We start from the raw sequence: 24,318 nt of genomic DNA, 5'->3' as shown, positions 1-24,318 counted from the left end.
GTAATAGTCTGTGATTCACAAAACAACAAACCCTCTTCGAACTATGAATCAGATCTATAGCTTATTCTAAAACAGACTCAACGCTTCAATTTCCATGATGTAAGCTTCAATTTCTTTCTTGCCAGGTGCGATTTCCATCCATCAAGAGAGGTTCGTACCATTTCCACTTTCAATTTCCCAACTGTAAGATTGAATTTCTTCTCAGTAAGATTCGATTTCGTTCATGTAAGATGGAGTTTCCGTTGTCTAAGATTCAATTTCTTTCACGCCAAAACCGAATTTCCATCCTGCCAGATTCGATTTCCTTACTGTAAGATGCCATTTCCACGATGTAAGATTCAATTTCCTTACTGTAAGATGGAATTCCTTTACCGCCAGCATCAATTTCCCTTTTCCGCTCAATCGCATTAATGCAAAAAGGCCAGAAACGAACATTCGTTTCTGGCCTTTTCAATTCAAGGTCTTGCGTTTTACCGCATCAACATACTATGGACGCTCAAACTGAGAGAAGAAAAAGTTTCCTTCAATCTCCGCATTCTCATCGCTGTCCGATCCATGAACCGCATTCTTTGCTTTGCTTTCTGCAAATGCAGCACGGATGGTTCCTTCAGCAGCTTCAGCTGGGTCAGTAGCACCAATAAGTGTTCTGAAATCGGCCACCGCATTCTCTTTCTCCAAAATGGCAGCAACAATAGGTCCTGAGCTCATGTACTCCACCAATTCGCCATAAAAAGGACGCTCGCTGTGTACCTCATAGAATTTTCCTGCCTGTGCAGCAGTAAGACGTGTGTATTTCATTGCAACGATGCGGAAACCGGCATCGTTGATCTTAGCTAGGATTCCTCCGATGTAGTTTTTCTCAACTGCATCAGGCTTAACCATGGTAAATGTTCTGTTAGTTGCCATTAAATCTTGTGTGTTTGAATTATGCCGCGAAAATAGAAAAAACAAGCACGTACCGAACGTAAAGCAGACCATCCTTTCATGCTCTGTTTCACGCCTTCCGGAATACTTCATAAAACTTTTTTCATCCTTCGTTTCACTCCGTAAATAGCTTACGGTCTGGGGCAGTTGCTTTGCTGATGTACTTAAAACATCACACCATGAAAAGCAATGCAAACAACACCAACGAACTTGTTCTGGAAGTAGTGAAAGACGGCTTCCGTAGGTTGGTCTATCGCACCTACAACAGCGATGGAAGTCCCCTGTTTTTGGAAGAAAGCGACCTAGAGGATTTTTCCCGTCCCATTTCCGACTCAGGCGATTTCAACGTGTTCTTTACCGAGCGGGCATTTTGGAGGTCGCTTACAGCTTACACTTCCAACGAAGGTGTGTTGAACCGTTCAGTATGGCATCAGCCCGCAAACGAATGGTTAGACCTGCAACCGGTTTTCATCCATGCCGATATCAAGGATTTGGTGCAGCAATCGTTGGCTGAGGTCACGCGTCAGCTTTCTTCCAACAATCAGAGAGCTGAAGGCCTTCGTGTATGGTTGAGAAAACTAGCGCAGCCCACCACTCAAGTTGATAAAGTGATTGCTAACCCTTCTAAAAAATACCGCTATGCTGTATGATCGATCTTTAATGAATACCGAAAACCTGCAACGTAATTCCCTTTTGCATCAGCATCGCGCCTGGCTTGGCGCCATGGACAAAGGTGAAGTTCCTTATGTGTACCATCACTTGCGCAAAGGATGCATTCTTCAGTTGCAGACCATCACAGGGGCAGATGCGCGTCACCTCATGTTCAGTGTAAACTATGGCGCCTACTTTCTGGGAATTCTGAGCAGTTCCTTGGCCAAGCGTGTTCAACAGTTAGAAGCAGAGGGCAAAATCTACCGTTTGACCATCTCGCATATAGTTCGCGAAAAGTATTTGCCGCCCACCGCCATTGAGATAGAATTGGAGTGCGAATCGTCTTTTTTGGCAGATGTTGCGTGATACACGTAGCTTCAATAGGTCAATTTCACCAATGAACACACGTTTGTTAATAATCATGCAACATGCGTGTTTTCAGCCTCGAAGTCGGAAATTACTTTCGCGCCAAATTCCAATACAAAACTCATTGTTGATGACACGCATTTTTATTCTTTTGATGATTCTATCTGTAACCCTGAATGCTCAGGCGCAATCGACTCTTTCTGGCGAGTTGGCGTATGTGCACAAACGGGCAAATGATCCAACATCAGAAACAGGTATCAACATCTACCCAACTGTTGTTTCAAGCGAGTTGAACATTGAGGTGGCCGATAAATTGGCTGGAGGAAAAGTGACTGTATCTGTTTTCAACGCTGTTGGCGAAATCGTGTTAGAAAGCGTTCTAGGTTTAGGCCTCAATAAGATTTATGTAAGCGAGCTCGAAGAAGGCGCATACGTTGCAGTCGTTCGTGAAAACGGTGTTTATACCAGCAAATCTGATTTCGAGGTGAAGTAGTTTCTCCTCAATCTCACTAGAGAAACCCATCGCACCTTTTGGTTCGGTGGGTTTTTTATTTCAGGGCTTCCTTGTATCGGTCCAACGCTCGTTGTCGGGCAAATGTGTGCTCCACAATCGGTCTTGCATAGGTGAGTTCTTGGAATTCAGGCACCCAGCGCTGAATGTATTTAAGCTGCGGGTCGAATTTCTGCGTCTGCAACTGTGGGTTGAACACTCGGAAATAGGGAGCGGCATCGCAACCCGTTCCAGCTGCCCACTGCCAGCCACCATTGTTGCTTGATAGCTCAAAATCCAGCAACTTCTGTGCAAAATAGGCTTCGCCTAATCGCCAGTCGAGTAATAGGTGTTTCGTGAAAAAACTTGCCACGATCATTCGTACTCGGTTGTGCATCCATCCGGTCTCATTCAGCTGCCGCATTCCTGCATCCACTATCGGGTAACCGGTCTGTCCAGCGCACCACGCTTTAAAATGCGCGTCATTCCTTTCCCATTCAATACGGTCGTAAGCAGGTTTAAAAGCATGGCCAACCACGTGCGGAAAGTGCCAAAGGATCATCATGTAGAAATCGCGCCAGATGAGTTCATTCAAGAACTTTTCGTTCGTTTTGTAAGCTAAGCGTGCCAGTTTCCGTATGCTGATGGTGCCAAACCGAAGATGAATACTCAGTTTAGAAGTGCCTTCAATACTCGGAATGTCGCGCGTATTCTCATAGTTTTTAATGATGCTTAATTCAGCTTCGGCAGATGGAATGGAAACTTCTGTCCTTCGGAATCCGAGCGCATCTAATGAAGGAAAATCATCAGCATTGAACGTGTAAAAGTTACTGAAGTACTTCTCAGTCGGGTAGGATGAAAGGTAAAAGTCGTTCAGTTTCGCCTTCCATTTTTTGCTGTAAGGCGTGAAAACCGTGTATGGCTTTCCATCATCCTTCAGAATCTCATCATTCTCAAAAACACACTGGTCTTTGAACGTCTTAAGATCGATGCCTTGATCGTTCAGCAACTGACCGATCTGCTTGTCGCGCTCCAAAGCGTAGGGTTCGTAATCGTGATTTGTAAAAACGGAAATGATAGCATACGTGCTGGTCAATTCAGTAAAAACATCTTGTGGAGTGCTGTGAAACACGAGCAGATCCGAATCAAACGCACGCAGTTCTTTCTTCAATTCAGTCAACTGACGATGAATGAAATCTACCCGTTTATCATCTCGATCTTCAAGTTTTTCTAAGATGTTCCTATCGAAAATGAAAATCGGCAACACCGGATTTCCAGACCTAAGCGCGTGGTACAACGCTGCATTATCATCCAATCGCAGGTCTCTGCGAAGCCAAACTATTGAAATGCTGTCTCGTTTCATTTTACCGTCATTTAACACAGGCAGTCGAAAGATGTTCTGCGGATACCTTGTGGCTTAAGTAAGCATCAAATACTTGCTGCCGACCGCGGCAAAATAACGATGGTTTCTATCTTCGCGGCAACTAACCGATATAAATGAAACCGACACTATTGATACTTGCCGCTGGAATGGGCAGCCGTTACGGAGGATTGAAGCAGATTGACCCACTTGGGCCGAACGGAGAAACCATCATCGAATACTCTATTTACGATGCCATTCAGGCTGGATTCGGTAAAGTGGTGTTTGTGATCAGAGAGAGCTTTGCGGATGATTTCAAAGAGCGTTTCACAGGTAAGTTTGAAGATAAGATCGAGATAGCTTACGCGTATCAGGATGTGAACACGCCAGTAGAAGGCGTTGTTGACCTTCCGCATCGCGAAAAACCATGGGGAACCATGCATGCGGTACTAGTGGCCAAAGACGTGATCAACGAGCCTTTTGCTGTTATCAATGCAGATGATTTTTATGGTGCCGATGGATTCCATCAGGTGGCAGATTTCTTGAAGAACCAATGCACGGAGGACAACTACGCGATGGTTGGCTACGTGTTGAGAAACACATTAAGCGAACACGGACAAGTAAGTCGTGGAGTTTGCGTTGCGGATGCCAACAATAACTTGGCAAAAGTGGATGAGCGTACGAAAATCCACTGGGAAGGCGAAAAAGTGGTTTATCACGAAGGCGATGCGACCTTTGAAGTAAATCCTGACAGTGTTGTTTCTATGAACTTCTGGGGATTCCATCCGAATATTTTTGAAGTGAGCAGAAAGATGTTCATCGATTTCGTGAAAGAGAATCGTGAAAATCCGAAGGCAGAATTCTTCATTCCGTTAGTAGCAGATACCTTGATCAATGCAGGAGAAGCCAAATTCCCCGTGTTGACCAGTAACGACCGTTGGTATGGCGTTACTTACATTGAAGACCGTCCTGTGGTAGTTGAAGCCTTCCAAAAACTGGTGGACGAAGGAAAATATCCGAGCCCACTTTGGTAAAACCCATCTAAATCTCCCCAAAGGGGATACTTTTTACTCCTCCCCCTTGGGGAGGTCGGGAGGGGCTTCTAACTTTACCGTATGCCAGCAAATAAATACGCATTACTCCGCTACCGCATTATTGACGATTGCCTGACCAACAAAGGCCGCAAATTCCCAACAAAGGAAGATCTGAAGTATGCCTGCGAACAAGCGCTTTACGGAAGTTCGGACGAGCGTATTTCCATCAGTACCATCGAAAAGGACATGTGGGCGATGAAGAATGAAGGCGAACTCGGGTATTATGCGCCCATTGCCTATTCTAAGCTCGAAAAAGGCTATTTCTACGAAGACGAGAATTACACGATCAAGGAAATTTCGCTGAGCGAAGAGGACAAAGAAGCCATTCGTTTTGCTGCCACCACGTTGTTTCAGTTCAAGGATCTGGCCATCTTCGATCAATTCGGATCGGCCATTCAGAAGATCATGGACCGATTGAGCATTTCGCCCGAAATTCAAGACGATGCCATCGATCGCTTCGTGCAGTTTGAGAACACACCTATGGCAAAAGGGACCGATCTACTTCCGATCTTGCTGCAGGCGATCAAAGAAACCCGCGAATTGCGTTTCAGATATGTTTCGTTTTTGGATGAAAGTGAAAGCGAACGCGTGTTGCATCCTTATTTACTGAAGGAATACCGAAACCGTTGGTATGTGATCGGGAAAGATGATGAAGCGGGAAAAGTTAAAACCTTCGGTCTCGATCGCATCTACGATCTATCCATCCGCGAGAATTATTTTACGGTAGATAAAACCTTTGATCCCGAAGTACTTTTTAAGTACAGTTTTGGTATTACGGCTGGCGGAAAACCTGAGAAAGTTGTGCTGAGATTTGCTCCGCAAGAAGGTCGCTACGTGAAAGCTCAACCCTTACATCCAACGCAGAAGATCATTAAAGAAAATGCGGATGGACTGACGGTAGAACTGAAGGTTATTCCGAGCTACGAACTAAAAGCGACTATCCGTTCGTTTGGCGATAAGGTTGAGGTTCTGCAACCAATTGAACTACTAAACTGACATGGTGAGAAATCCATCCTTATTCCTACTGGTAGGAATCTTCATTCTGTCGTCCTGCCAAAAAGACCCCATCGTACTTACCACAACGGTCACCACCTTTCGCGAAAGCGGATTGGCCACAGATTGGGACCGTTCGGGAAGTGATCGCATTGCGTATTCCATCAAGGAAAGCGATGGTTACTACGACATTCATTTGGCGCTGCCAGATGGTTCCAACGATACGTGCCTCACTTGTGATCATCCCGATCTTCCTAATCGGCACGTTGGTTCTGCTTCTTGGCATCCTTCCGGAAAATGGCTGATGATAGAAGCAGAGAAAGCAGACCATCCAGGTTCGAGCACAGATGCGCTGCCTGGTTTTGGAGCATATACTGATGTGTGGATCATAAGCAGTGATGGTCAAAAGACCTTCAAACTCATCGATATTCCGAATGATTATGAGCATGGCGTGATCGCCTCGCGCTTTTCGCCTGACGGCACAAAAATGGTTTGGACCGATCGGAAATCAGCTCCAAATGTGTTGTGGCCACCAGAAACATTCGGTTACTGGCGCATTAAAATGGCCGATTTCAATTGGGACGTTGACAGCATTCCATTCATCTCAAACATTCAAACCTTTGAGCCGGAAGGAAGTGCCTTTTACGAATGTTATGGTTTCAGTCCTGATGGGACAAAACTGATCTTGTGCAGCAGCGCGAACAGACCCAGCACGTGGGACCAGCAGATATATACACTGGATTATACCACAGGTGAGTTCGTCTCGCTTACAGAAAAGGATTATAACGAACATGCATTCTATACACCGAGTGGCAATCAGATCGTGTGGATGAGTAATAAAAGCGCAACGTATGGCGGAACGGATTGGTGGATGATGAATGCAGACGGAAGCGACAAACATCGCCTGACGTATTTCAACGAGCGGAACAACGATCAAGATATGGGACATGCCGTTTGGGCAGGATTGGGTTCGTTCAGTCCCGAAGGCGATCGTTTTGTAGGTGGTTTGCAACTCGATCTTGTTTCTCAGGAAGGGAAAATTGTGATGGTAGACATTCAATGACAATGAAGGAACAAGTTTCCGCTCCTTTATTTCCTTCCACTAAATTTGCGCCATCAAACTAAAAACCATGAAAACACTATTTTCTCTTCTTTTTGCTGTGCTCGCTAATGGGCAGATCTTTGCTCAAACGCCATTGGCCCAGGCCAAAGCTGCTGGAAGTTCCAATTGGGGTTATATCAACACCAAAGGCGTTTATGTAATTGAGGCACAATTTGCCGATTGCGATGCATTTTCTGCTGACGGTCTGGCTCCGATTTTTGACAAGAAGGCCAAGACTTCTTACTTCATTAAGCCAAATGGGGAGAAGCTGAACACAGAAGTTCCAAAGTTCAGATTGAAGGACGTTTTTGGATTCGGTACACTTGGTTTCGAGAACGGAATGTGTCCAGTTCAGGTAGATAAGAGTTGGGGATATATGAGCTCGGATGGGAAAATGGCAGTTCCAGCATCGTACGAAAAAATGCAGGAATTCAACGGAGGTTACGGAGTAGCAGCCAAAGGAGGAAAATTCTTCATCATCGACAAAAAAGGAACCGAAAAAGCGGTGGAAGTGGCGGGAGTTGTAGACGTTCGTCACTTTTCTGATGGTTTCGCGCCAATAAAAGTGGGCGAAACGTGGGGCTTTATTTCCACGGATGGTTCAGTGGCAATTGAACCGAGTTTTAAGTCAGTAGGCTATTTTTCGGAAGGATTGGCTTGGGCAAAAAATGCAGCAGGACAAACTGGTTTCATTGATAAAAAAGGTGCTTGGGTTATTGAGGCCAAATACGAAAATGCCAAGGAGTTCTCGAACGGAATGGCTCGCGTAAAATCAGGAACTTGGATTTTCGTGGATAAGACAGGAAAAACTATTGATGTGCCGGCTGCAGACTCGTTCGGTGATTTTTGTGATGGTTTGGCCTACTGCAAATCAGCAGACAAGGTTGGTTTTATCGATAAGACAGGAAAATTGGTGATTCCTCAAACCTACACTGCAGTTCGCGATTTTAAGAACGGATTCGCAGCAGTCAAACTAGGCGAGAAGTGGGGTTTCATTGACACGAAGGGAAATTTGGTGATAGAAGCGCAGTTTGATGCAGTAAAAGATTTCGAGCTTACAGCGCGCTGACAAAGCCGCGTTTCGTTTACTACCTTTGCAGCTGCAACCGTTGAATTAATTTGGTTTTCAACGGCCATCGACATTGCATCCTGAGTTTCGGCCTTCCCCGTGCTTTCTTTGTAATCCCTCGGTTTATTAAAAACCAAAGCAATTTAAAAGAGCATACAAATATCTATGGGTAGATCACAGGAAACATTCGGAAAAAAAGAGCGGGAGAAGAAGAGAGATAAGAAACGTAAGGAAAAGGAAGAAAAGCGTTTGGCCAGAAAAGATGGTGGCCCAAGCAGTTTTGATGACATGATCGCCTATGTAGACGAAAATGGCATGATCACAGATACTCCGCCAGATCCAACTGCCAAGAAAAAGGTCTTTAAAGCTGAAGACATTGAACTTGGTGTTCCGAAAAAAGAAGATTCTGATTTCGATCCAGTAAGAACCGGAACAGTTTCATTTTTCAATGATGATAAAGGCTACGGATTCATCAAGGATTCTGAATCTCAAGAAAGCGTTTTCGTACACATAAATAATGTGTCTGAGGACATTAAAGAAGGTAATAAGGTTTCTTTTGAGGTGGAAAAAGGTCTGAAAGGACCATCTGCCGTAAGAGTGAAAGTGATCAGATAATATCACTTTATTAACATAAAAAAGGGCGATTCTGAATTCAGAATCGCCCTTTTTATTTGTGGTTGATTTGAAGAATCAGGCCTTGGCAGCTTCTTCTTCACGCAAAGCGCGTCTCAAGATCTTGCCAACATTCGTTTTTGGCAACTCATCGCGGAACGCTATGTGTTTCGGGCGTTTGTACCCGGTCATTTCTTCGTGGCAGAAATCTCTGATCTCCTGCTCGGTCAATGTTTGGTCTTTCTTTACAATGAACACCTTCACCGCTTCGGTCGACTTGGCATCTGGAACACCGATAGCCGCCACTTCCAACACCTTTGGATGTGAAGCGATCACGTCTTCCACTTCATTCGGATACACGTTAAATCCGGAAACGATGATCATGTCTTTGATACGGTCAACGATGGTGAAGAAACCATCTTCGCTCATTACGGCCACATCACCTGTTCTCAACCAACCATCTTTCAGCACATTGGCCGTTTCTTCCGGACGGTTGTAGTAGCCTTGCATCACCTGTGGTCCTTTGATGTTGATCTCGCCTCGTTCGCCAACAGGAACCTCATTTCCGTTCTCATCGCACAGTTTCATATCTGTAGATGCCACGGGAATTCCAATCGTACCGATTCGTGCTCTTCCGTCAATCGGATTGGCAGATGCAACTGGCGAACTTTCCGTCAATCCATAACCTTCAACCAATAGGTTTCCAGTAACGTCTTTCCATTTTTCGGCAACCACACGTTGGATGGCCATGGCTCCACCGATCACCAGTTTAACTGAGCTGAAATTCAATTGTTTGAACTCCTCGTTATTCAATAATCCGTTGAAAAGTGTGTTGACCCCCGTCAGTACGGTCCATTTCTGTTTCTGCAATTCTTTTACAAAAGCAGGAATATCTCTCGGATTCGTGATCAATACGTTTTTGCCTCCCATGCAGATGAAAGCCAAGCAGTTGACCGTGAGCGAGAAGATATGATACATCGGAAGTGGAGTGATCACAACTTCTTCACCTTCTTTGATGATATCACCCATCAGGCCACGCATTTGCTCCATATTGGCAATCACATTTCGGTGGGTAAGAACTGCGCCTTTAGAAACGCCAGTTGTTCCGCCAGTGTATTGCAAGAAGGCCGTGTCGGTGTTCTTGATGGTTACTGGTTTTGGCTTCAAACCTCTGTCTTTCACCACATCTCTGAAATCGATGGTGTTCGGAAGGTTGAATTTTGGAACCATCTTTTTCACGTGGTTCAGCACCAAGTTCACAATGAACTGCTTTGGTTGTGGAAACAGATCAGGAATACGCGTCACGATCACGTGTTTCAGTCCGGTCTTTGAAAGACACTCCTCAAGCTCGTTACAGAAATTGGCAACGATCACAACGGCCTTAGCGCCAGAATCGTTGAATTGGTGCTCCATCTCGCGCGAAGTGTAGAGCGGATTCACATTCACTACCACCATTCCGGCCAACAGCGATCCGTAAATACAGATCGGGTATTGCAGTAGGTTTGGCATTTGGATGGCAATCTTATCGCCAGGTTTCAGATCGGTGTTGTTCTGGATCCAAGCGGCAAAATTCTCCGAACGTTGTTTCAGTTCTTTGAAGGTCATCGGAACCCCCATGTTCTCAAAGGCCACCTTATCGCCATATTTCAGGCAACTTTCTTCAAATGCCGCCACAATTGACGGGTAACTGTCGGGGTTTATGTCTCTCGGATTCTGTGCACCGTAGTGCTGATACCAAACGTGGTCTGCCATTCGTATTCTATTTGGGATTTGTAATTGAAACAAAACTAAGGTTTGTGTTGGTTTTTAAATCCCTTTCTGCACTTCATATACATGGCTTATTTGCACCGAAAGAAGCAACTACCTTTGCGGAATGTTGCCTAGTTCGACCAAGGTTCTATTAGTGTCTGCTACCGAAATGGAGATGTTGCCTGCTGAAAGCTTAAACGTAGATCAGTTGGTTGCTGGCATAGGCATGGTTGCAACTACGCATGCACTTACCAAAACGTTGATGAACGGTAATTACGATCTGGTCGTCAACATGGGAATAGCAGGATCGTTTCAGAATAAGTTTGAAATCGGCTCGGTGCTTCAAGTTCTCTCTGATCGCATTGTTGAACTTGGAGCCGAAGACAATGGTTCGTTTATTCCTGCGGATAAAATGAAGCTTATGAAAACCGAAGATGTTTTGTTTGAAACAGAGGTTCGCGTTCAATCACTCGAAGTGGCCAATGGAATTACTGTGAACCGCGTGCATGGTTCTGCCGATTCGATTCGAAAGATCGTGGCACAATTCAACCCAGATGTGGAAAGCATGGAAGGTGCAGCGTTAGCCTACGTTTGCAAACAATTCGGTGTGCCTTGGGTTCAGATACGGGCCATTTCCAATCGGGTGGAACCGAGAAACAGAGATGCTTGGAACATTCCATTGGCCATAAAAAATCTGCATGCCGCAGTACTTAGCTATTTAGAAACACTTCAGCATGAAGCGTAAATTGACCATCGGCTTTTCGCCCTGCCCAAACGACACCTTCATTTTTGATGCCTTGGTGAATGGAAGAATCGACCTTGGCGACATCGAATTGGAAGTAGTGCTAGCAGATGTGGAGCAACTGAACCGCATGGCATTGGCTGGGAAACTCGACATCACGAAGGTCAGCTACAACGCATTTTCTCAGGTTCATTACATGTACCAATTGCTGAATGCTGGAAGTGCGCTTGGCAACAATTGTGGCCCATTGTTGATTGCCAAACAACCGTTGTCGGCAGAGGATTTGAAAACGGCTAAAATTGCCATTCCAGGCAAGAATACCACGGCTAATTTTCTCATGTCCTTTGCTTATCCCGATGTGCAGAACAAACAGGAATTTCTCTTTTCTGATATTGAGAAAGCCGTGTTGGATGGCACGGTGGAAGCAGGTGTCATTATTCACGAAAACCGATTCACGTATCAGGAAAAAGGCTTGGTTAAATTGGCCGACCTCGGAGAGGTCTGGGAGCAGACAACAGGTTTCCCGATTCCGTTGGGAGGAATTGCCATTCACCGGAGGTTAAAGCCAAACTTGCGGAAACAGTTCGATGCGCTGCTTCGTCAAAGCGTTCAATTCGCATTCGACCATCCCGAAGCTTCCAAAGATTACGTTAAGTGCTACGCACAGGAAATGGACGAGGCGGTGATGCGTTCGCACATCGATCTATACGTCAATCACTATTCGCTTGATCTAGGCGAAAAAGGCAAAGAGGCAATTACAAAGATGTATGAAGTTGGCAGAAAGTTCGGAATGCCTCGCGTAGAAGATTCCGTGTTTGTTTAGCAGCTTGAACGCTCGAAAGCGCTCAGATCAAAGCGTGAAATTGAACACTTCGCCATCCACTTCAATAGTGGCTTGCTTATCGCATTCTCCCGTTCCGTAATCAACCGTTCCATCGTTGAAGTTTGCTGGAGAGATGACCAAGGTTCCTTGGTTGATGTACATACATCCAGTTTGAAGAACAAGTGCAGTTGACGTTTCCCATGTGAATGGATGTGTGTTTGAATCGTTTCCAGTAGCCGTTCCGGTCAATTCATATACATCGTCATTTACACCGGCCATGCCCATGGTGCTGGTGGTGTCAGGTGTGTTGTAGTTGGTTGCAAAACCTGCAGTCCAAGTTCTGTTCAAATTGGCATTCCAAAGAACTTGTTGTGTTCCCCAAGAAATAGCGCCATCAGCAATTACTTCGCTGAAAACCGGATTACCAGCACCGTTGGCAGCATCGCAGGTTACTGCGTAAGTGCCTGCTAGCGTGTACTGACCTTTATTGAAGTTGTCGAAGCTTACATCGATCGTTGTTCCTTGATCACCATAGTTTCCGCTGAAAACCGCTACGATCATTCCACCTCTTGAAGTTCCGTTCGGACCTACACAGTCAGTTCCGTAATCGAGTGTCAATGTTTTTGGGAAAACAGAACCAAGCGGTTCCAAGGTAGCAGTGGCACAGAGCGAACCGCTCAAATTCCAAGTTGCTACTGTCATTTGGTCAAGCGCAGTGCCGCCATTGGCTGCCAAGTTCAACTGTTCGAAAACATCATTGTAAACAACAATGGCCACAGAGCTATTGCTGGCTGCCTGAATGTTCTGATGAACAAATTTCTTACATCCAGAGCTGAAAACAGCGCCAACGATCAGGATAAGAGCAAGAGGGTAGAAGGTTCTATTGTTCATTGAAATCGGTTGTTGAAATGGGATTAAGGAGATTGGTCTAAGGTTTTTCGTACGTTGTAAATGTAAATGAAAACGCGTGTTTGTCATCAATCGGATGCTCAGTGCGCTCAATTTCTTTCCAACTTTCGTCCAATGCAGGAAAGTGTCGGTCGCCATCGAATGTATGGTGTACGCGGGTCAGGTAAATGCGGTCGGCATGCGGTAAGGCCAATCGGTAGATCTGTTCTCCACCTACAATGAATGCTTCTTCATCATCAGCAGCAAGTTTCAGCGCTTCATCCAACGATTGAACCACCACACAACCATCTGCCACAAAATTCTCGTCTCTGGTAATGATGATATTGGTACGGTTCGGAAGCGGTCGCCCAACAGATTCATAGGTTTTTCTTCCCATGATAATGGCGTGCCCACTTGTCTTCTGCTTGAAGAATTTCAAGTCGTCAGGCAAATGCCAGATCAGGTCGTTGTCCTTACCGATCACATTCTGCTCATCGGCAGCCACAATCATACTGATCATATGGCAACCGCAGCTTTGATGTGTGGATGCGGATCATAATTGACAAGCTCAAAATCCTCAATCGTGAACGCGAAAAGATCTTTCACTTCCGGATTGATCTTCATCTGTGGCAACGGGCGTAGTTCCCTGCTCAACTGAAGCGCTGTCTGCTCAAAATGATTGGAATACAGATGTGCATCGCCAAAGGTGTGCACAAAATCGCCCGGCTCCAGATCACACACCTGAGCGATCATCATCGTAAGCAATGCGTAAGAGGCAATATTGAAGGGAACACCAAGGAAAATATCAGCACTACGCTGATACAGTTGGCACGAAAGCTTCCCTTTCTCCTCTCCTTTGGGGAGGTTGGGGGGGGTTACATAGAACTGAAACATGGTATGACACGGAGGCAAGGCCATGTTTTCTACCTCTGCCACATTCCACGCGCTTACAATATGTCGTCTAGAATCTGGATTCTTCTTAATGCCATCCACCAATTTCTGTATCTGATCGATCTTCTGCCCATCGCTGGTTGGCCACGATCGCCATTGAACACCATAAACAGGACCCAATTCGCCATTTTCATCGGCCCATTCATCCCAAATGGAAACGCCATTCTCCTTCAGATACTTGATGTTGCTTTCGCCTTTCAAAAACCAAAGCAGTTCGTGAATAATGGAGCGTAGATGCACCTTCTTGGTCGTCACAACGGGAAACCCTTCGCTCAGATTGAATCGCATCTGATAACCGAAAACACTTCTGGTGCCTGTTCCGGTCCGGTCTGCCTTATCGGTTCCGGTTTCCATTACGTGGCGCATCAGATCGTGGTACTGTTTCATCTTTTTCTATTGTTGTTGATAAATGGTGCGTGCATGAAAACTGCCATTGCTCAGTTCAAGAAAACCACCAGTTCCATCAAAAACACGACAATGGAACGTTCCTTTCGTCTTCGCACCGAATTGGTCGTCATCTACAGCAGTGTGAGAAGTGATCTCGAAACGCGCCCAGCTTTCTTGCTGTCCGAAACGTTTGTCACTGCTCCAAATCTTACCTGTATTGTCTGTATAGGTGATAATGGCACCATCCACACCGGCCATGGTGCTGTCTTCGCTCCACGACCCGTAATTGTACGTTCCTTCATCAAACATCAGAAAACGGGTGTTGTAAGAAAGATCATTGCTGTCTATCAGGAATTTCACCATCTGAAACGTGATGATGTTGTGCTCATAATCGGGGTCAAGCGCGCTTCGTATAAAAGTGCTGAATTGGCTGTGTAAGGTTCCTACCGAATCGCTGTAGGTGTCAACACCAGGGCCATTTCCATAGTTGTCCACGCCATCTTCGTAATACACCGAATCGCTTCCAACGTCAAACTTCACGTAGAACAGATTATCTTCTCCCGGAGGAAGCTCGTCTTTGGTGTTGCAGCCGGTAAAAGACATCATCGCAAACAAGGCAAGCAAAGAAGTCGAAGCAATCCATTTCATGATTCAAAGATAGTGGCGTTCACAACGGGTTTTGTGGAAGTTCGGTCTGTAGTTTCAACAATTTTTCATCATTTGCCGAACATGATCATCCTAATAGGCAAGTGGTCTGAGTAACCACCATAATAATTAGGCCCACCGTAGGTTCTGCTAGGCGCAGGCTCCTTTCCATCTTGTTTAAAAAGCATCCAATCTTCCTTTACGATAGAGATCGAATGCTCCAGTGTAGACAACCCTTGCTCGCTGTTCATCACACCTTGCGAAACAATGAACTGATCGAGCATTCCCCATTCGCCTTTGTAATTGTACGTGCCCAAACCTTGATCATGAAAAGCGTAGGTAAGGTTCGTTAGTACTCCGTTGGCACCGGGTGTGGAATTCAACACTTCCGTCATCGAACGGTTGTTCGGGTAATCATTGAAATCGCCCATTGCAACGATCTTCGCCTTTGGGTCAATGGCTAAAATGGAATCCGTTTTGGCAAGCAGCATACTCGCAGCCTTCAATCGCTTTGGTTGGCTTGCTTCCTGTCCGCCTCGTCTCGATGGCCAGTGGTTCACAAAGAAATGCAGCGTGTCAATTCCGCTCAGCAGCTTCACATACAAGATGTCGCGCGTAGTGGTCTCAGGTTCAAAATCAAAAGAATAACGGATCTTTTCGTGATACAGTTCCTTCAATCGCTCCGCGTGGTAGATCAGCGCCACATCAATACCGCGCTTGTCCGGACTATCTTCATGCACCACCACAAATTTCGCTTCGTTCAAAGGCGCGGTGGCAAATAGGTCTTCCACCACCTTTCGGTTCTCAATTTCGCAAAGGCCAATTACCTCTGGCAAACCATCTTCCGAAGCCGCTTTCAACACCTTCGCCAGGTCGCTCAGTTTTTTCTCATAGCGCTCCATGGTCCACTTGTTGGCGCTGTCTGGCAGAAACTCGTTGTCATCCACCAATGGGTCATCCTCCGTGTCATACAGATTCTCCACGTTGTAAAACACCACTTCCAACGGATGCACCGTTTGCGCTACCGAAGAAATGGACGAAGCAATAAGACCGAGGGCCAAAGCCCATAAGATGCCAAAAGAAGAACGATTCATATAGTGTTTGTTTGTCGTCAAAGGTAGGGATGTAAGCCGCATTGCCACGAACCATGCCAGCGCATTTACGGTTTTCAGATGGATGAAAAGGAAGGTTTTTTTTCAGAAAGGGTCAGTCCCACACCGTCAGATTCAATTCCGCAACATCCAGATTCAATTCCTTCACCATCGGCATCAATTCCGTCACCTCCAGCTGAAATTCCTTCACCTCCAGATGAAATTCCGTCACCTCCAACTGAAATTCCGTCATGTTCAGACCCGATTCCTTTACCGTCAGATCCGATTCCTTTATCACCAGATTCAATTCCTTCACCATCGGCATCAATTCCTTTACCGCCAGCATCAATTTTCTTATTTCCCAACCACACTTTTACAAATCATCAATCAGGCATGCACTTCGCGCCATCAACCACCCAAGCGCAACTTCGCTTTCCTATCTTTGGCGCCAAAGCGAATTCATTTATGGGTCTGTTGGATGGGAAAATAGCCTTGGTTACAGGAGGCACACGCGGCATAGGCAAGGGCATTTGCGAGAAGTTTGCACAGGAAGGCGCCACCGTGGTGTTCACCTACCTTTCTTCGGAAGAGAAGGCCAAGGCCTTGGCTGCCGAACTGAGCGTGAATGGAGTGGAGGTGATGGCCCTGCGGTCTGATGCTTCCAGTTTTGAGCAGGCAGAAGCTTTAGTGAACCAAGTAGTAGAGAAATACGGCAAGTTGGATGTGGTGGTGAACAACGCAGGCATTACCCGCGATAACCTACTCATGCGCATGAAAGAGGAGGATTGGGACCTAGTGATGGAAACCAACTTGAAATCAGTGTTCAACATCACCAAGGCGCTGCAACGCCCTATGCTTAAACAGCGCAGCGGAAGCATCATCAATATAAGCTCCATTGTAGGAGTGAAAGGCAACGCGGGGCAGGCCAATTACGCGGCAAGCAAAGCGGGAATCATCGGTTTTACCAAGTCCATTGCCTTGGAGTTGGGTTCGCGAAACATCCGTTGCAACGCCATTACACCCGGGTTCATTGAAACAGAAATGACAGATGCCTTGGACGGGAAAGTGGTGGAGGAATGGCGCAAGAGCATTCCGCTCAAACGCGGAGGCACGCCCGAAGACGTGGCCAATGCGGCCCTTTTCCTTGCCAGCGACATGTCCAGTTATGTAACAGGGCAGGTGATCTCTGTTTGTGGAGGGTTGTTGACGTGAGAATGAATTTAGACATTGACAGAAATCCCCCGCCCTACGGGCACCCCCTTTACAAGGGGGAAGGAGCGCGATCCTGCTTTGAAAGGAGGTACCGAGGAATGAGGCGGAGGATTGTTTTTATTAAGGCTTTAAGGGAAATTAATTGAGCATCGTATTTCAGTATCCAACGTGGTTCTTACTGCTGGCCGTTTTGGCCGGAGCAGCGTATGCACTCGGAATGTATTTCCGCGAGAAGCGCACTGCCGAAATGCCCATTTGGATGGTGCGTGGCTTGGCCGCGATGCGTGGCATCACCATTTTTATTTTGGTGGTATTACTCATCGGTCCGTTGATCAAATCAGTCACCAAGCGAACCGAAAAACCGATTGTGGTGATTGCGCAGGATAACTCTTCCAGTATTCCGCTTAACAGCGATAGTGCTTTTTACCGCAAAGAATACCTAGAAGCGCTTGCGATACTTAGAAAGGAGCTTTCGGACGAATACGAGGTGCGCAGCTACACCTTCGGAAATGCCGTAAAAGAAACCGAAACACCTGATTTTGCTGATGGCCGTACCGATATGTCAGAGTTATTCGAAGAGTTGGATAACGTTTACGCCAATCGGAATGTAGGAGCCGTGGTGCTCGCTTCCGATGGTTTGTACAACCGTGGCCGCGACCCGATCTATAGCCCGCTGCACCTTAATGCACCGATCTATTCCATTGCCTTGGGCGATACCTCCATCAAACGCGATGTGATCCTGAAAAAAGTAGATCATAACCGTTATGCATATCTCGGAAATGAATTCCCGGTGGAGATAACATTGGAAGCGGAGAAGTTCCAAGGAAAGGAAGTGACCGTTCAACTTTCGGCTGAGAAAGGAATTCTTTGGGAACAGAAAGTAAGCATCAACAGCAATTCATTCCGAAAGGTGCTTTCTGCAAAACTGAAAGCAGAAACACCTGGATTGAACAGGATAAAAGCAAGCGTCAGCGTACTGAGCGGAGAACTTTCGCGCAGCAATAACACGCAAGATTTCTTTGTGGAAGTGCTGGACGGACGGCAAAAGGTGCTCATCCTTGCAGCTAATCCGCATCCAGACATCGCAGCCTTGAAACGCTCCATTTCGGGCAACGATAATTATGAAGTGGATGCCATGGTGCTTGGCGAACGGGAATTCAATGCTGAGCAATACGACCTCATTATCTTGCATCAATTGCCACAGCAAGGTGGCGCTGGACGGCCAGAAATGGACAAGGTTCGAGCTTCTACGGTGCCTGTTTTTTGCATTGTAGGCAGCAAGACCGACCTACGTTGGTTCAACGATATGAACTTCGGATTACAGATAAATGCAGCGCGACAATCAAAGAATCAAGTGTTGCCTGTATTTGCCAAAGGATTTTCACTCTTCACCTTGGATGAGAACGTAAGAAGAATGCTTCAACGATTCCCGCCTCTCAATGCACCTTTTGGGGAGTATGCGGCAAGTGGTTCGGCACAAACGCTGTTCAATCAGCGCATTGGAAATGTGGAAACGCAGAATCCGCTCTTGCTTTTCAACGATGTTTCGGGCAGAAAGACGGGCGTGCTGGTAGGCGATGGCATCTGGAAATGGCGCATCCGCGATTTTGAGGAAAATGGTTCGCACGAGATATTTGATGCGATGCTTTCGAAAGTGGTGCAGTTCCTTGCACTCAAAACCGACAAGAGCCTTTTCCGCGTGAATACTAAGAACCGTTACAGCGAAGATGAGGCAATTGTCTTCAACGCGGAACTTTACAATGAGACCTACGAACCCGTCAACGAACCAGAAGTCGATTTGACGATCACAGACGAGTCAGGAAAGGTCTTCGAATACAAATTCAACCGAACGGATAATTCTTACCGACTGAATGCCGGAAGTTTCAAAGAAGGAAACTATCGCTACAAGGCACAGGTTAGCAATGGCGGAAAAGTGCTGGAAAGCAGTGGTCAATTTATGGTAGCAGCTCAGAAGTTGGAAACTACGCGCACCACAGCCGACCACGCATTGATGCACAAGATTGCGAATGGTACAGGAGGTGAACTTTTCTACCCACGAGAATTGGAGAACTTAGCCCAAGCCATCAAAGCGCGTGATGACATTCGAAATGTGGTCTACGAACAAACGTGGTTCAAAGAGGCCATTCATTTGAAATGGATATTCTTCTTGATCCTTGCCCTCCTCAGTGTTGAGTGGTTTGTAAGGAAACGGAATGGGGCTTACTAAGGAATGAATTTGCGCTATAGCGAATGTGAAATGAAAATTGGCTAACTTCAAATTCATGAAAACAAGAGAAGCCTTCCACAAACTGATTGATGAGATAGGAGACGGAGATGCACTGAATTCGTACTATCAACTTATCAACAAGTTGAATGAAAATCAAGAAGGTGAACTTTGGAACACATTGAGTGGCGCGGATAAGGCGGAACTTCTTGCGTCTTACGAAGAAAGCCTTGATGAAGAAAACATCGTTGGCAACAATGTGGTGATGGAAAAGCACCTGAAGTGGCTAAAGAAATAGTCTGGACCAAAAGGGCGTCTGCCAAGTTTGATGCGATTATCGATTATCTCGAAACAGACTGGAACGAGAAGGTGGTTCGGGCCTTCGTCCAGAAAACAGAAGCGATTCTTCAACTATTGGCCCGAACCCCCGAACTCGGAACATTGGAGCATCCTGAAAACGGCATTCGTGGTTTTAAATTGACCAAACACAATCGATTATTCTATCGCGTTGAAAAGAACAGATTGGTAGTGTTGAATTTGTTTGATAATCGGCAACACACGAAAAAGAAGCGTTACTGAACCGTCACGTTCAACTCTCTCACATTTCCTACAGCATCGGTTGCTGAGATTCGGAAGGTATTCTGTCCGTTAATGAAGCGTTCGTCTTTCGTGTAATAAAGAAGGCTGTTCTTCGGGTCTTGTTCCAATAATACCCATTTACCATTTAGGGTCCCGGTCACAGTTTTCACACCTGCAAGGTTATCTGAAAGCGTGAATTCCAATCTAGAAAGACCTGTGGTTGAGGTTTGATCTTTAAAGTTCTTGGGAGTGAGACGGGGCGCAACGCTATCAAGCATCACGGCATGATCGCCAAAGCTTCGGGTTTTTGCATTCATCCAACCATGTTTGGCTGTTCCTCCTTCAGAGATCGGATTTCCTTTAGAATTGAATGAGACCATTATCGCTTTCTGCATCTTGGCTTCCGAAAGTTCATTCATCTTGATGGAGAGCGACATGTAATTGTCTAAAGGTGTGTCGAGGATTTTTCCGATGGAATGCACAGCAGAAACGCAGCCTTTGCATGCAGGCTTCAGGTCGTATTTGAACTTCAGTGTGTCGTAAATGCATCCTGGAGGAATGGTCATTTGAAGCGAATGGTTCGAAAACGAATTTTCTTTTTTCGGGTAGAAGAGTTCAGTTACCGTTTCTGTTGGGGACAGCGCAGTAATTGTTCTGTCGTGACCGTGAATGGTAAAATTGAGTTTGCTCAGGTTACCTTCATGATCGCGAACATCCATCTGTACCGCATAGTATTTCCCAGTTTCAATTTTAACTGTTCCACCATTTATAACAGATGAATATAAACTAAGAGTATTGCCAGGAGCAATGTATGTTCGATAGACCTTTTGGCTTTCGGTCTTATTCTTCTGATAGTCGATATGGCAATTCACCATTCGCTTCTTGTCGAAAGGAATTTTGTCAATTTTCTGTTCATGAATGACAGCATCACCCACTTTTACCTTCATGCTATAAATGCCACAGACGTTACTGGCGCTAGTAAATCGGTCCAATGCTGCCAACCCGAAACTCAGCGTGCCGCTTGCTCTTATCGTATCACCAGTGGTCAATGAGTACTTATCGCCAGTCTGTTTCAATGCAAATCCTTTCTCAGCCACCAATCCTTCCACATGTCCGCTGTTGGAGTGGACGTAGACCCACAACTTTTGCAACTCAGGTTTGCGGTTGTCCTTCACCTCAAAACCATAATTGAGTGGGTTTTCTGGATGTTGTCCTATCGTTTCCCGAATCTCAAAATGTAGATGCGGCCCACCTGATCCGCCTGAGTTCCCACTCTTGGCGATCACCGCTCCTTTTTGGACAGGAAATAGGGCAGGAGGAACGGTAAGGTCAACTTCAAAACTCCGCTTGGCATATTGCTGCTCTTTCACGTATTTGGCAATTTCTGGAGCAAAAGCACTCAAATGGCCGTAAACGGTTGTCTTCCCGTTGGGATGTTCCAGGTAAATGGCCTTTCCGAAACCGCCACCGCCAACCGAAATCCGTGTAACGAAACCATCTGCCACCGCATAGACCGATTTTCCTTCAACCCCGCCTGTTTTAATATCCAAGCCAGAGTGAAAATGGTTGGTGCGTACTTCTCCGAAATTTCCGGAGAGAATCAATTCGCCATCAAGTGGGTTGGCGTAGGTGGTTTCCTGCGCCACGACCGAAAAGTTTAGAAGCAGAAGACAGATGAAAATGAGTGGTCGCATGATGGGAGCAAAGAACAATGATCGGACCGAAATCGGCAACGGATAAACACGATCAATCATCTAAACTTCAATATCGTAGACTGGAAAGTGAATAATCATCGATTCTACGTTTTTGTAGCTGAAATCTCAGCACTTAAAACGGTATGTTTGTATATTCAAATTTCCGGATGGAGAACTTGGACACATACATAAGCGGACTTGCAGCCAAAGTTGAAAAACTGGCCAGAATGCAAGCTGAATTGAAGTCGGAGAATCTGAAATTAAAGACTCGGAATGAGGAATTGGTTCAGGTGATAAGTGATCAAAAAAATGTGTTGAGCAAACTGGAGGAAAAGAATAAAGTTGTTAAAATTGCAAATGCGGTAACCGAAGATGATGAGGACCGTAAGGAGCAAAGAAAGAGGTTGAATGAATTGGTGCGGGAGGTTGACAAGTGTATAGCACTTCTTAATAATTAAGGCACATTCTTTTTGAATGGGAACTCAGGCAATAACGGTAAGGATAGCAGGTAAGAGTTACCCGATGACGGTGGAAACACCACAGGAAGAAGAAACCATAAGAAAGGCTGAGCGGCAGATACGGGAGAGGCTGAAGATGTATGAGGACAAGTATGCCGTTACAGATATTAGGGATTTATTGAGCATGTGTGTTTTGCAGTTTGCTACAGAGGCGATGGAGTTTGAGGAGAAAGCCTGTAGTGTAGAGCAGAATGTACTCAGTAAGCTTAAGGCAGTGGAGCAATTGCTCGATGCCACCACTTGATTTAATTAGTTCGTTCTTTATATAAGTATACACAACGCTGTAAGGCGTTGCAACGATTTCCCGCATAGATCGATGTTTGTTAAACTCAACGTTTAAAAAATTGGGATTAAGCTCAAGGGTGTTAAAGAAAGGCCTCAACCATGTTTCGACATGGTTTCGTTCCAGCTTGCTGGAGTGGACAGTGGACCTCTGATGCGCTCGGCAGTCCCAATCATGTCATATTGGAGTTTAATTAGACCAAGGATCTGTGCGGGTTTTTTTTTAACCAAAACGAAGTAAGAAGATGGTAATAGTAGGATTGATGGCCGCTTTGGTCGGGGTGATTCTTGGAGGTGCAGGCATGATGGCCTACAACAAGAAAGCCTTGCATGCGCAGGCCAATAAGATCATTGAGGAGGCCACAGAAAAGGCAGAGGTGATCAGAGAGAAACGAATTCTTCAGGCAAAGGAAAAGTTCCATGATCTGAAGGATAGCTATGAGAAGGAAGTGAATCAGCGTAACCAGAAATTGGCTGAAGAGATGAACCTACGTAACCAGAAGATGGTAGAGGGCGAAAACCGAATTAAGCAGAAAGAAGGTTCACTCAATCAGAAATTTGAAGAGGTAAAACGCGAAAGAGAAGCTGCCAGACGTGAGGTGGATGAGGCCAAACGCAAGCAAGAAAAGCTTGATGGACAGTTAGAGATCTTCAATAAGAAGATTGAAGAAGTGGAACGCGACCGACAGAAGCAAGTGGAGCGTTTGGAGAAAGTGGCAGGAATGAAGGCGGAAGAGGCCAAAGCTCAATTGGTTGAGGCGTTAACTGCTGAAGCTAAGACTGCTGCCATGGCTGCTATCAATGAAACAGTTGAAGAGGCCAAACTTCAAGCTGATAAACAAGCGAAAAAGATTGTGATTCAGACCATTCAGCGAGTGGCTACGGAGCACACCATCGAGAATGCCGTTTCAATTTTCCGAATAGAAAGTGATGAGGTTAAAGGTCGCATCATCGGTCGTGAAGGAAGGAATATCAGAGCATTGGAAGCTGCTACAGGCATTGAGATCATTGTAGATGATACACCAGAAGCAATCATTCTTTCTGGTTTCGATCCAGTTAAACGTGAAACGGCCCGATTGGCTTTGCACCAATTGGTAACTGATGGACGAATTCACCCAGCTCGTATTGAGGAAGTGGTGGCTAAGACCAAAAAACGATTGGAGGAAGAAATTGTGGAGATCGGTAAACGAACTGCCATCGACCTTGGAATTCACGGTCTGCATCCAGAATTGACCCGAATGGTGGGAAGAATGAAGTATCGTTCTTCTTACGGACAGAATTTGCTTCAACACAGCCGTGAGGTTGCAAACATGTGTTCGATCATGGCGGCCGAATTGGGCTTGGATCCGAAGAAGGCGAAACGTGCTGGTCTATTGCATGATATTGGTAAAGTGCCAGATGAGGAACCAGAATTGCCACATGCTATTCTTGGGATGAAATTGGCTGAGAAATATGGCGAGAAGCCAGACATCTGCAACGCTATTGGAGCTCACCATGATGAGATAGAAATGACCACGATGATCTCTCCTATCATTCAGGTGTGCGATGCGATTTCTGGTGCAAGGCCAGGAGCAAGACGCGAGATCGTTGAGAGCTACATCAAGCGTATCAACGAGTTGGAAGCCTTGGCTTTAGCTTATCCAGGAGTTACAAAAACGTATGCTATTCAGGCTGGTCGTGAGTTGCGCGTTATCGTAGAAAGTGAGCAAGTAACTGACGCACAGTCAGATCAGTTGGCACTGGATATCTCGATGAAGATTCAGGATGAAATGACTTATCCGGGTCAGGTGAGAGTAACAGTAATTCGTGAGAAGAGAGCTGTAGCTTACGCTAAATAAGGCGATTGGAATTAGTTCGTTGCTAATTAGGAAA

Annotated in this window: 28 protein-coding genes; 17 read left to right on the top strand and 11 right to left on the bottom strand. The window is 45.8% G+C overall.

Translation table 11 applies throughout. The features are described from left to right. Window positions 1-246 precede the first annotated feature (246 nt). Window positions 247-435, bottom strand: a complete 189-nt coding sequence (locus tag K9J17_15145) for a hypothetical protein (GenBank protein ID MCF8278068.1) — start codon at window positions 433-435, stop codon at window positions 247-249. Between the two features lie 51 nt (window positions 436-486). Continuing rightward, window positions 487-906: a nucleoside-diphosphate kinase gene (locus K9J17_15140; GenBank protein MCF8278067.1), complete on the bottom strand. Its 420-nt coding sequence runs from the start codon at window positions 904-906 to the stop codon at window positions 487-489. 197 nt (window positions 907-1,103) lie between these two features. Here K9J17_15140 and K9J17_15135 point away from each other — a divergent pair, with 197 nt between their 5' ends. The 3 genes from K9J17_15135 (at window position 1,104) to K9J17_15125 (ending at window position 2,434) form a co-directional block, all read left to right on the top strand. Then, window positions 1,104-1,574: a hypothetical protein gene (locus tag K9J17_15135; GenBank protein ID MCF8278066.1), complete on the top strand. Its 471-nt coding sequence runs from the start codon at window positions 1,104-1,106 to the stop codon at window positions 1,572-1,574. After that, window positions 1,564-1,941 carry a hypothetical protein gene (locus K9J17_15130; protein MCF8278065.1) on the top strand — a complete coding sequence of 126 codons (378 nt, stop codon included), beginning with the start codon at window positions 1,564-1,566 and terminating at the stop codon, window positions 1,939-1,941. The genes K9J17_15135 and K9J17_15130 overlap by 11 nt, the downstream gene beginning before the upstream one ends. Before the next feature lie 130 nt (window positions 1,942-2,071). Then, complete coding sequence (locus K9J17_15125; GenBank protein ID MCF8278064.1) at window positions 2,072-2,434, top strand: hypothetical protein; 363 nt, start codon at window positions 2,072-2,074, stop codon at window positions 2,432-2,434. 55 nt (window positions 2,435-2,489) lie between these two features. Here the strand turns inward: K9J17_15125 and K9J17_15120 are convergent, their stop codons facing one another. After that, window positions 2,490-3,794 carry a DNA photolyase family protein gene (locus K9J17_15120; GenBank protein MCF8278063.1) on the bottom strand — a complete coding sequence of 435 codons (1,305 nt, stop codon included), beginning with the start codon at window positions 3,792-3,794 and terminating at the stop codon, window positions 2,490-2,492. 134 nt (window positions 3,795-3,928) lie between these two features. Here K9J17_15120 and K9J17_15115 point away from each other — a divergent pair, with 134 nt between their 5' ends. The 5 genes from K9J17_15115 to K9J17_15095 all read left to right on the top strand — a co-directional run bounded on the left by K9J17_15115 (window position 3,929) and on the right by K9J17_15095 (window position 8,664). Then, window positions 3,929-4,825 (top strand): NTP transferase domain-containing protein, encoded by an 897-nt coding sequence (locus tag K9J17_15115; protein MCF8278062.1) that lies wholly within the window; start codon window positions 3,929-3,931, stop codon window positions 4,823-4,825. Between the two features lie 81 nt (window positions 4,826-4,906). Further along, window positions 4,907-5,881, top strand: a complete 975-nt coding sequence (locus tag K9J17_15110; protein MCF8278061.1) for a WYL domain-containing protein — start codon at window positions 4,907-4,909, stop codon at window positions 5,879-5,881. A gap of 4 nt (window positions 5,882-5,885) precedes the next feature. After that, a complete protein-coding gene (locus tag K9J17_15105; GenBank protein MCF8278060.1) occupies window positions 5,886-6,941 on the top strand; it encodes a hypothetical protein in 1,056 nt (351 codons plus the stop codon). Window positions 6,942-7,008: 67 nt separating this feature from the next. Next, a complete protein-coding gene (locus K9J17_15100; GenBank protein ID MCF8278059.1) occupies window positions 7,009-8,049 on the top strand; it encodes a WG repeat-containing protein in 1,041 nt (346 codons plus the stop codon). Window positions 8,050-8,214: 165 nt separating this feature from the next. Continuing rightward, window positions 8,215-8,664: a cold shock domain-containing protein gene (locus K9J17_15095; protein ID MCF8278058.1), complete on the top strand. Its 450-nt coding sequence runs from the start codon at window positions 8,215-8,217 to the stop codon at window positions 8,662-8,664. A 75-nt stretch (window positions 8,665-8,739) separates the two neighbouring features. Here the strand turns inward: K9J17_15095 and K9J17_15090 are convergent, their stop codons facing one another. Beyond that, complete coding sequence (locus K9J17_15090) at window positions 8,740-10,413, bottom strand: AMP-binding protein (protein ID MCF8278057.1); 1,674 nt, start codon at window positions 10,411-10,413, stop codon at window positions 8,740-8,742. Between the two features lie 121 nt (window positions 10,414-10,534). Between K9J17_15090 and mqnB the strand changes: the two genes are divergently transcribed. Further along, window positions 10,535-11,155, top strand: coding sequence for a futalosine hydrolase (gene mqnB, locus K9J17_15085; protein ID MCF8278056.1), 621 nt, complete (start codon window positions 10,535-10,537; stop codon window positions 11,153-11,155). Continuing rightward, window positions 11,145-11,975, top strand: a complete 831-nt coding sequence (locus tag K9J17_15080) for a 1,4-dihydroxy-6-naphthoate synthase (protein MCF8278055.1) — start codon at window positions 11,145-11,147, stop codon at window positions 11,973-11,975. The genes mqnB and K9J17_15080 overlap by 11 nt, the downstream gene beginning before the upstream one ends. A 27-nt stretch (window positions 11,976-12,002) precedes the next feature. Here the strand turns inward: K9J17_15080 and K9J17_15075 are convergent, their stop codons facing one another. From K9J17_15075 to K9J17_15050, 6 genes are all read right to left on the bottom strand, one after another. Next, window positions 12,003-12,866 carry a hypothetical protein gene (locus K9J17_15075; protein ID MCF8278054.1) on the bottom strand — a complete coding sequence of 288 codons (864 nt, stop codon included), beginning with the start codon at window positions 12,864-12,866 and terminating at the stop codon, window positions 12,003-12,005. Between the two features lie 37 nt (window positions 12,867-12,903). Further along, the gene (locus K9J17_15070) at window positions 12,904-13,383 is read right to left on the bottom strand and encodes a dihydrofolate reductase (GenBank protein MCF8278053.1); all 480 of its coding nucleotides are present in this window, start codon (window positions 13,381-13,383) and stop codon (window positions 12,904-12,906) included. Further along, a complete protein-coding gene (locus K9J17_15065; GenBank protein ID MCF8278052.1) occupies window positions 13,380-14,201 on the bottom strand; it encodes a thymidylate synthase in 822 nt (273 codons plus the stop codon). The genes K9J17_15070 and K9J17_15065 overlap by 4 nt, the downstream gene beginning before the upstream one ends. Window positions 14,202-14,207: 6 nt before the next feature. Next, window positions 14,208-14,849 carry a hypothetical protein gene (locus K9J17_15060; protein ID MCF8278051.1) on the bottom strand — a complete coding sequence of 214 codons (642 nt, stop codon included), beginning with the start codon at window positions 14,847-14,849 and terminating at the stop codon, window positions 14,208-14,210. A gap of 68 nt (window positions 14,850-14,917) precedes the next feature. Next, the gene (locus K9J17_15055; protein MCF8278050.1) at window positions 14,918-15,940 is read right to left on the bottom strand and encodes an endonuclease/exonuclease/phosphatase family protein; all 1,023 of its coding nucleotides are present in this window, start codon (window positions 15,938-15,940) and stop codon (window positions 14,918-14,920) included. A gap of 74 nt (window positions 15,941-16,014) precedes the next feature. Continuing rightward, complete coding sequence (locus K9J17_15050) at window positions 16,015-16,302, bottom strand: hypothetical protein (protein MCF8278049.1); 288 nt, start codon at window positions 16,300-16,302, stop codon at window positions 16,015-16,017. A gap of 100 nt (window positions 16,303-16,402) precedes the next feature. Between K9J17_15050 and fabG the strand changes: the two genes are divergently transcribed. The 4 genes from fabG to K9J17_15030 all read left to right on the top strand — a co-directional run bounded on the left by fabG (window position 16,403) and on the right by K9J17_15030 (window position 19,952). Beyond that, a complete protein-coding gene (gene fabG / locus K9J17_15045; GenBank protein ID MCF8278048.1) occupies window positions 16,403-17,149 on the top strand; it encodes a 3-oxoacyl-[acyl-carrier-protein] reductase in 747 nt (248 codons plus the stop codon). 142 nt (window positions 17,150-17,291) lie between these two features. Further along, entirely contained in the window at window positions 17,292-19,376 is a 2,085-nt protein-coding gene (locus K9J17_15040) for a hypothetical protein (GenBank protein MCF8278047.1), read from the top strand. Between the two features lie 55 nt (window positions 19,377-19,431). Continuing rightward, entirely contained in the window at window positions 19,432-19,671 is a 240-nt protein-coding gene (locus K9J17_15035) for a hypothetical protein (protein MCF8278046.1), read from the top strand. Continuing rightward, window positions 19,656-19,952 (top strand): type II toxin-antitoxin system RelE/ParE family toxin, encoded by a 297-nt coding sequence (locus K9J17_15030; GenBank protein MCF8278045.1) that lies wholly within the window; start codon window positions 19,656-19,658, stop codon window positions 19,950-19,952. Before K9J17_15035 ends, K9J17_15030 begins: the two co-directional genes overlap by 16 nt. On the opposite strand, the gene K9J17_15025 is transcribed toward K9J17_15030, so the two are convergent. Continuing rightward, window positions 19,946-21,706: a M23 family metallopeptidase gene (locus K9J17_15025; GenBank protein MCF8278044.1), complete on the bottom strand. Its 1,761-nt coding sequence runs from the start codon at window positions 21,704-21,706 to the stop codon at window positions 19,946-19,948. The genes K9J17_15030 and K9J17_15025 overlap by 7 nt on opposite strands. Before the next feature lie 107 nt (window positions 21,707-21,813). On the opposite strand from K9J17_15025, the gene K9J17_15020 reads away from it, so the two are divergent. From K9J17_15020 to rny, 3 genes are all read left to right on the top strand, one after another. Further along, on the top strand, window positions 21,814-22,104 hold the full coding sequence (locus K9J17_15020) for a hypothetical protein (GenBank protein ID MCF8278043.1): 291 nt from the start codon (window positions 21,814-21,816) through the stop codon (window positions 22,102-22,104). A gap of 16 nt (window positions 22,105-22,120) precedes the next feature. Beyond that, window positions 22,121-22,408: a cell division protein ZapA gene (locus K9J17_15015; GenBank protein MCF8278042.1), complete on the top strand. Its 288-nt coding sequence runs from the start codon at window positions 22,121-22,123 to the stop codon at window positions 22,406-22,408. Window positions 22,409-22,691: 283 nt separating this feature from the next. Then, entirely contained in the window at window positions 22,692-24,284 is a 1,593-nt protein-coding gene (rny, locus tag K9J17_15010; protein MCF8278041.1) for a ribonuclease Y, read from the top strand. Window positions 24,285-24,318 lie beyond the last annotated feature (34 nt).

The organism is Flavobacteriales bacterium (genome assembly GCA_021739695.1).
Classification (GTDB): domain Bacteria; phylum Bacteroidota; class Bacteroidia; order UBA10329; family UBA10329; genus UBA10329.
This window is presented reverse-complemented; position numbering and strand designations above follow the sequence as displayed.

Coding starts and splice junctions, on each gene's coding strand:
- K9J17_15095 (MCF8278058.1), top strand. CDS start 8,215: ATGGGTAGATCACAGGAAACATTCGGAAAAAAAGAGCGGGAGAAGAAG.
- K9J17_15065 (MCF8278052.1), bottom strand. CDS start 14,201: ATGAAACAGTACCACGATCTGATGCGCCACGTAATGGAAACCGGAACC.
- K9J17_15140 (MCF8278067.1), bottom strand. CDS start 906: ATGGCAACTAACAGAACATTTACCATGGTTAAGCCTGATGCAGTTGAG.
- K9J17_15025 (MCF8278044.1), bottom strand. CDS start 21,706: ATGATTGATCGTGTTTATCCGTTGCCGATTTCGGTCCGATCATTGTTC.
- K9J17_15115 (MCF8278062.1), top strand. CDS start 3,929: ATGAAACCGACACTATTGATACTTGCCGCTGGAATGGGCAGCCGTTAC.
- K9J17_15015 (MCF8278042.1), top strand. CDS start 22,121: ATGGGAACTCAGGCAATAACGGTAAGGATAGCAGGTAAGAGTTACCCG.
- K9J17_15070 (MCF8278053.1), bottom strand. CDS start 13,383: ATGATCAGTATGATTGTGGCTGCCGATGAGCAGAATGTGATCGGTAAG.
- K9J17_15090 (MCF8278057.1), bottom strand. CDS start 10,413: ATGGCAGACCACGTTTGGTATCAGCACTACGGTGCACAGAATCCGAGA.
- K9J17_15125 (MCF8278064.1), top strand. CDS start 2,072: ATGACACGCATTTTTATTCTTTTGATGATTCTATCTGTAACCCTGAAT.
- K9J17_15120 (MCF8278063.1), bottom strand. CDS start 3,794: ATGAAACGAGACAGCATTTCAATAGTTTGGCTTCGCAGAGACCTGCGA.
- K9J17_15110 (MCF8278061.1), top strand. CDS start 4,907: ATGCCAGCAAATAAATACGCATTACTCCGCTACCGCATTATTGACGAT.
- rny (MCF8278041.1), top strand. CDS start 22,692: ATGGTAATAGTAGGATTGATGGCCGCTTTGGTCGGGGTGATTCTTGGA.
- K9J17_15060 (MCF8278051.1), bottom strand. CDS start 14,849: ATGAAATGGATTGCTTCGACTTCTTTGCTTGCCTTGTTTGCGATGATG.
- K9J17_15130 (MCF8278065.1), top strand. CDS start 1,564: ATGCTGTATGATCGATCTTTAATGAATACCGAAAACCTGCAACGTAAT.
- K9J17_15020 (MCF8278043.1), top strand. CDS start 21,814: ATGGAGAACTTGGACACATACATAAGCGGACTTGCAGCCAAAGTTGAA.
- K9J17_15035 (MCF8278046.1), top strand. CDS start 19,432: ATGAAAACAAGAGAAGCCTTCCACAAACTGATTGATGAGATAGGAGAC.
- fabG (MCF8278048.1), top strand. CDS start 16,403: ATGGGTCTGTTGGATGGGAAAATAGCCTTGGTTACAGGAGGCACACGC.
- K9J17_15055 (MCF8278050.1), bottom strand. CDS start 15,940: ATGAATCGTTCTTCTTTTGGCATCTTATGGGCTTTGGCCCTCGGTCTT.
- K9J17_15075 (MCF8278054.1), bottom strand. CDS start 12,866: ATGAACAATAGAACCTTCTACCCTCTTGCTCTTATCCTGATCGTTGGC.
- K9J17_15080 (MCF8278055.1), top strand. CDS start 11,145: ATGAAGCGTAAATTGACCATCGGCTTTTCGCCCTGCCCAAACGACACC.
- K9J17_15145 (MCF8278068.1), bottom strand. CDS start 435: ATGTTCGTTTCTGGCCTTTTTGCATTAATGCGATTGAGCGGAAAAGGG.
- K9J17_15135 (MCF8278066.1), top strand. CDS start 1,104: ATGAAAAGCAATGCAAACAACACCAACGAACTTGTTCTGGAAGTAGTG.
- mqnB (MCF8278056.1), top strand. CDS start 10,535: ATGTTGCCTAGTTCGACCAAGGTTCTATTAGTGTCTGCTACCGAAATG.
- K9J17_15100 (MCF8278059.1), top strand. CDS start 7,009: ATGAAAACACTATTTTCTCTTCTTTTTGCTGTGCTCGCTAATGGGCAG.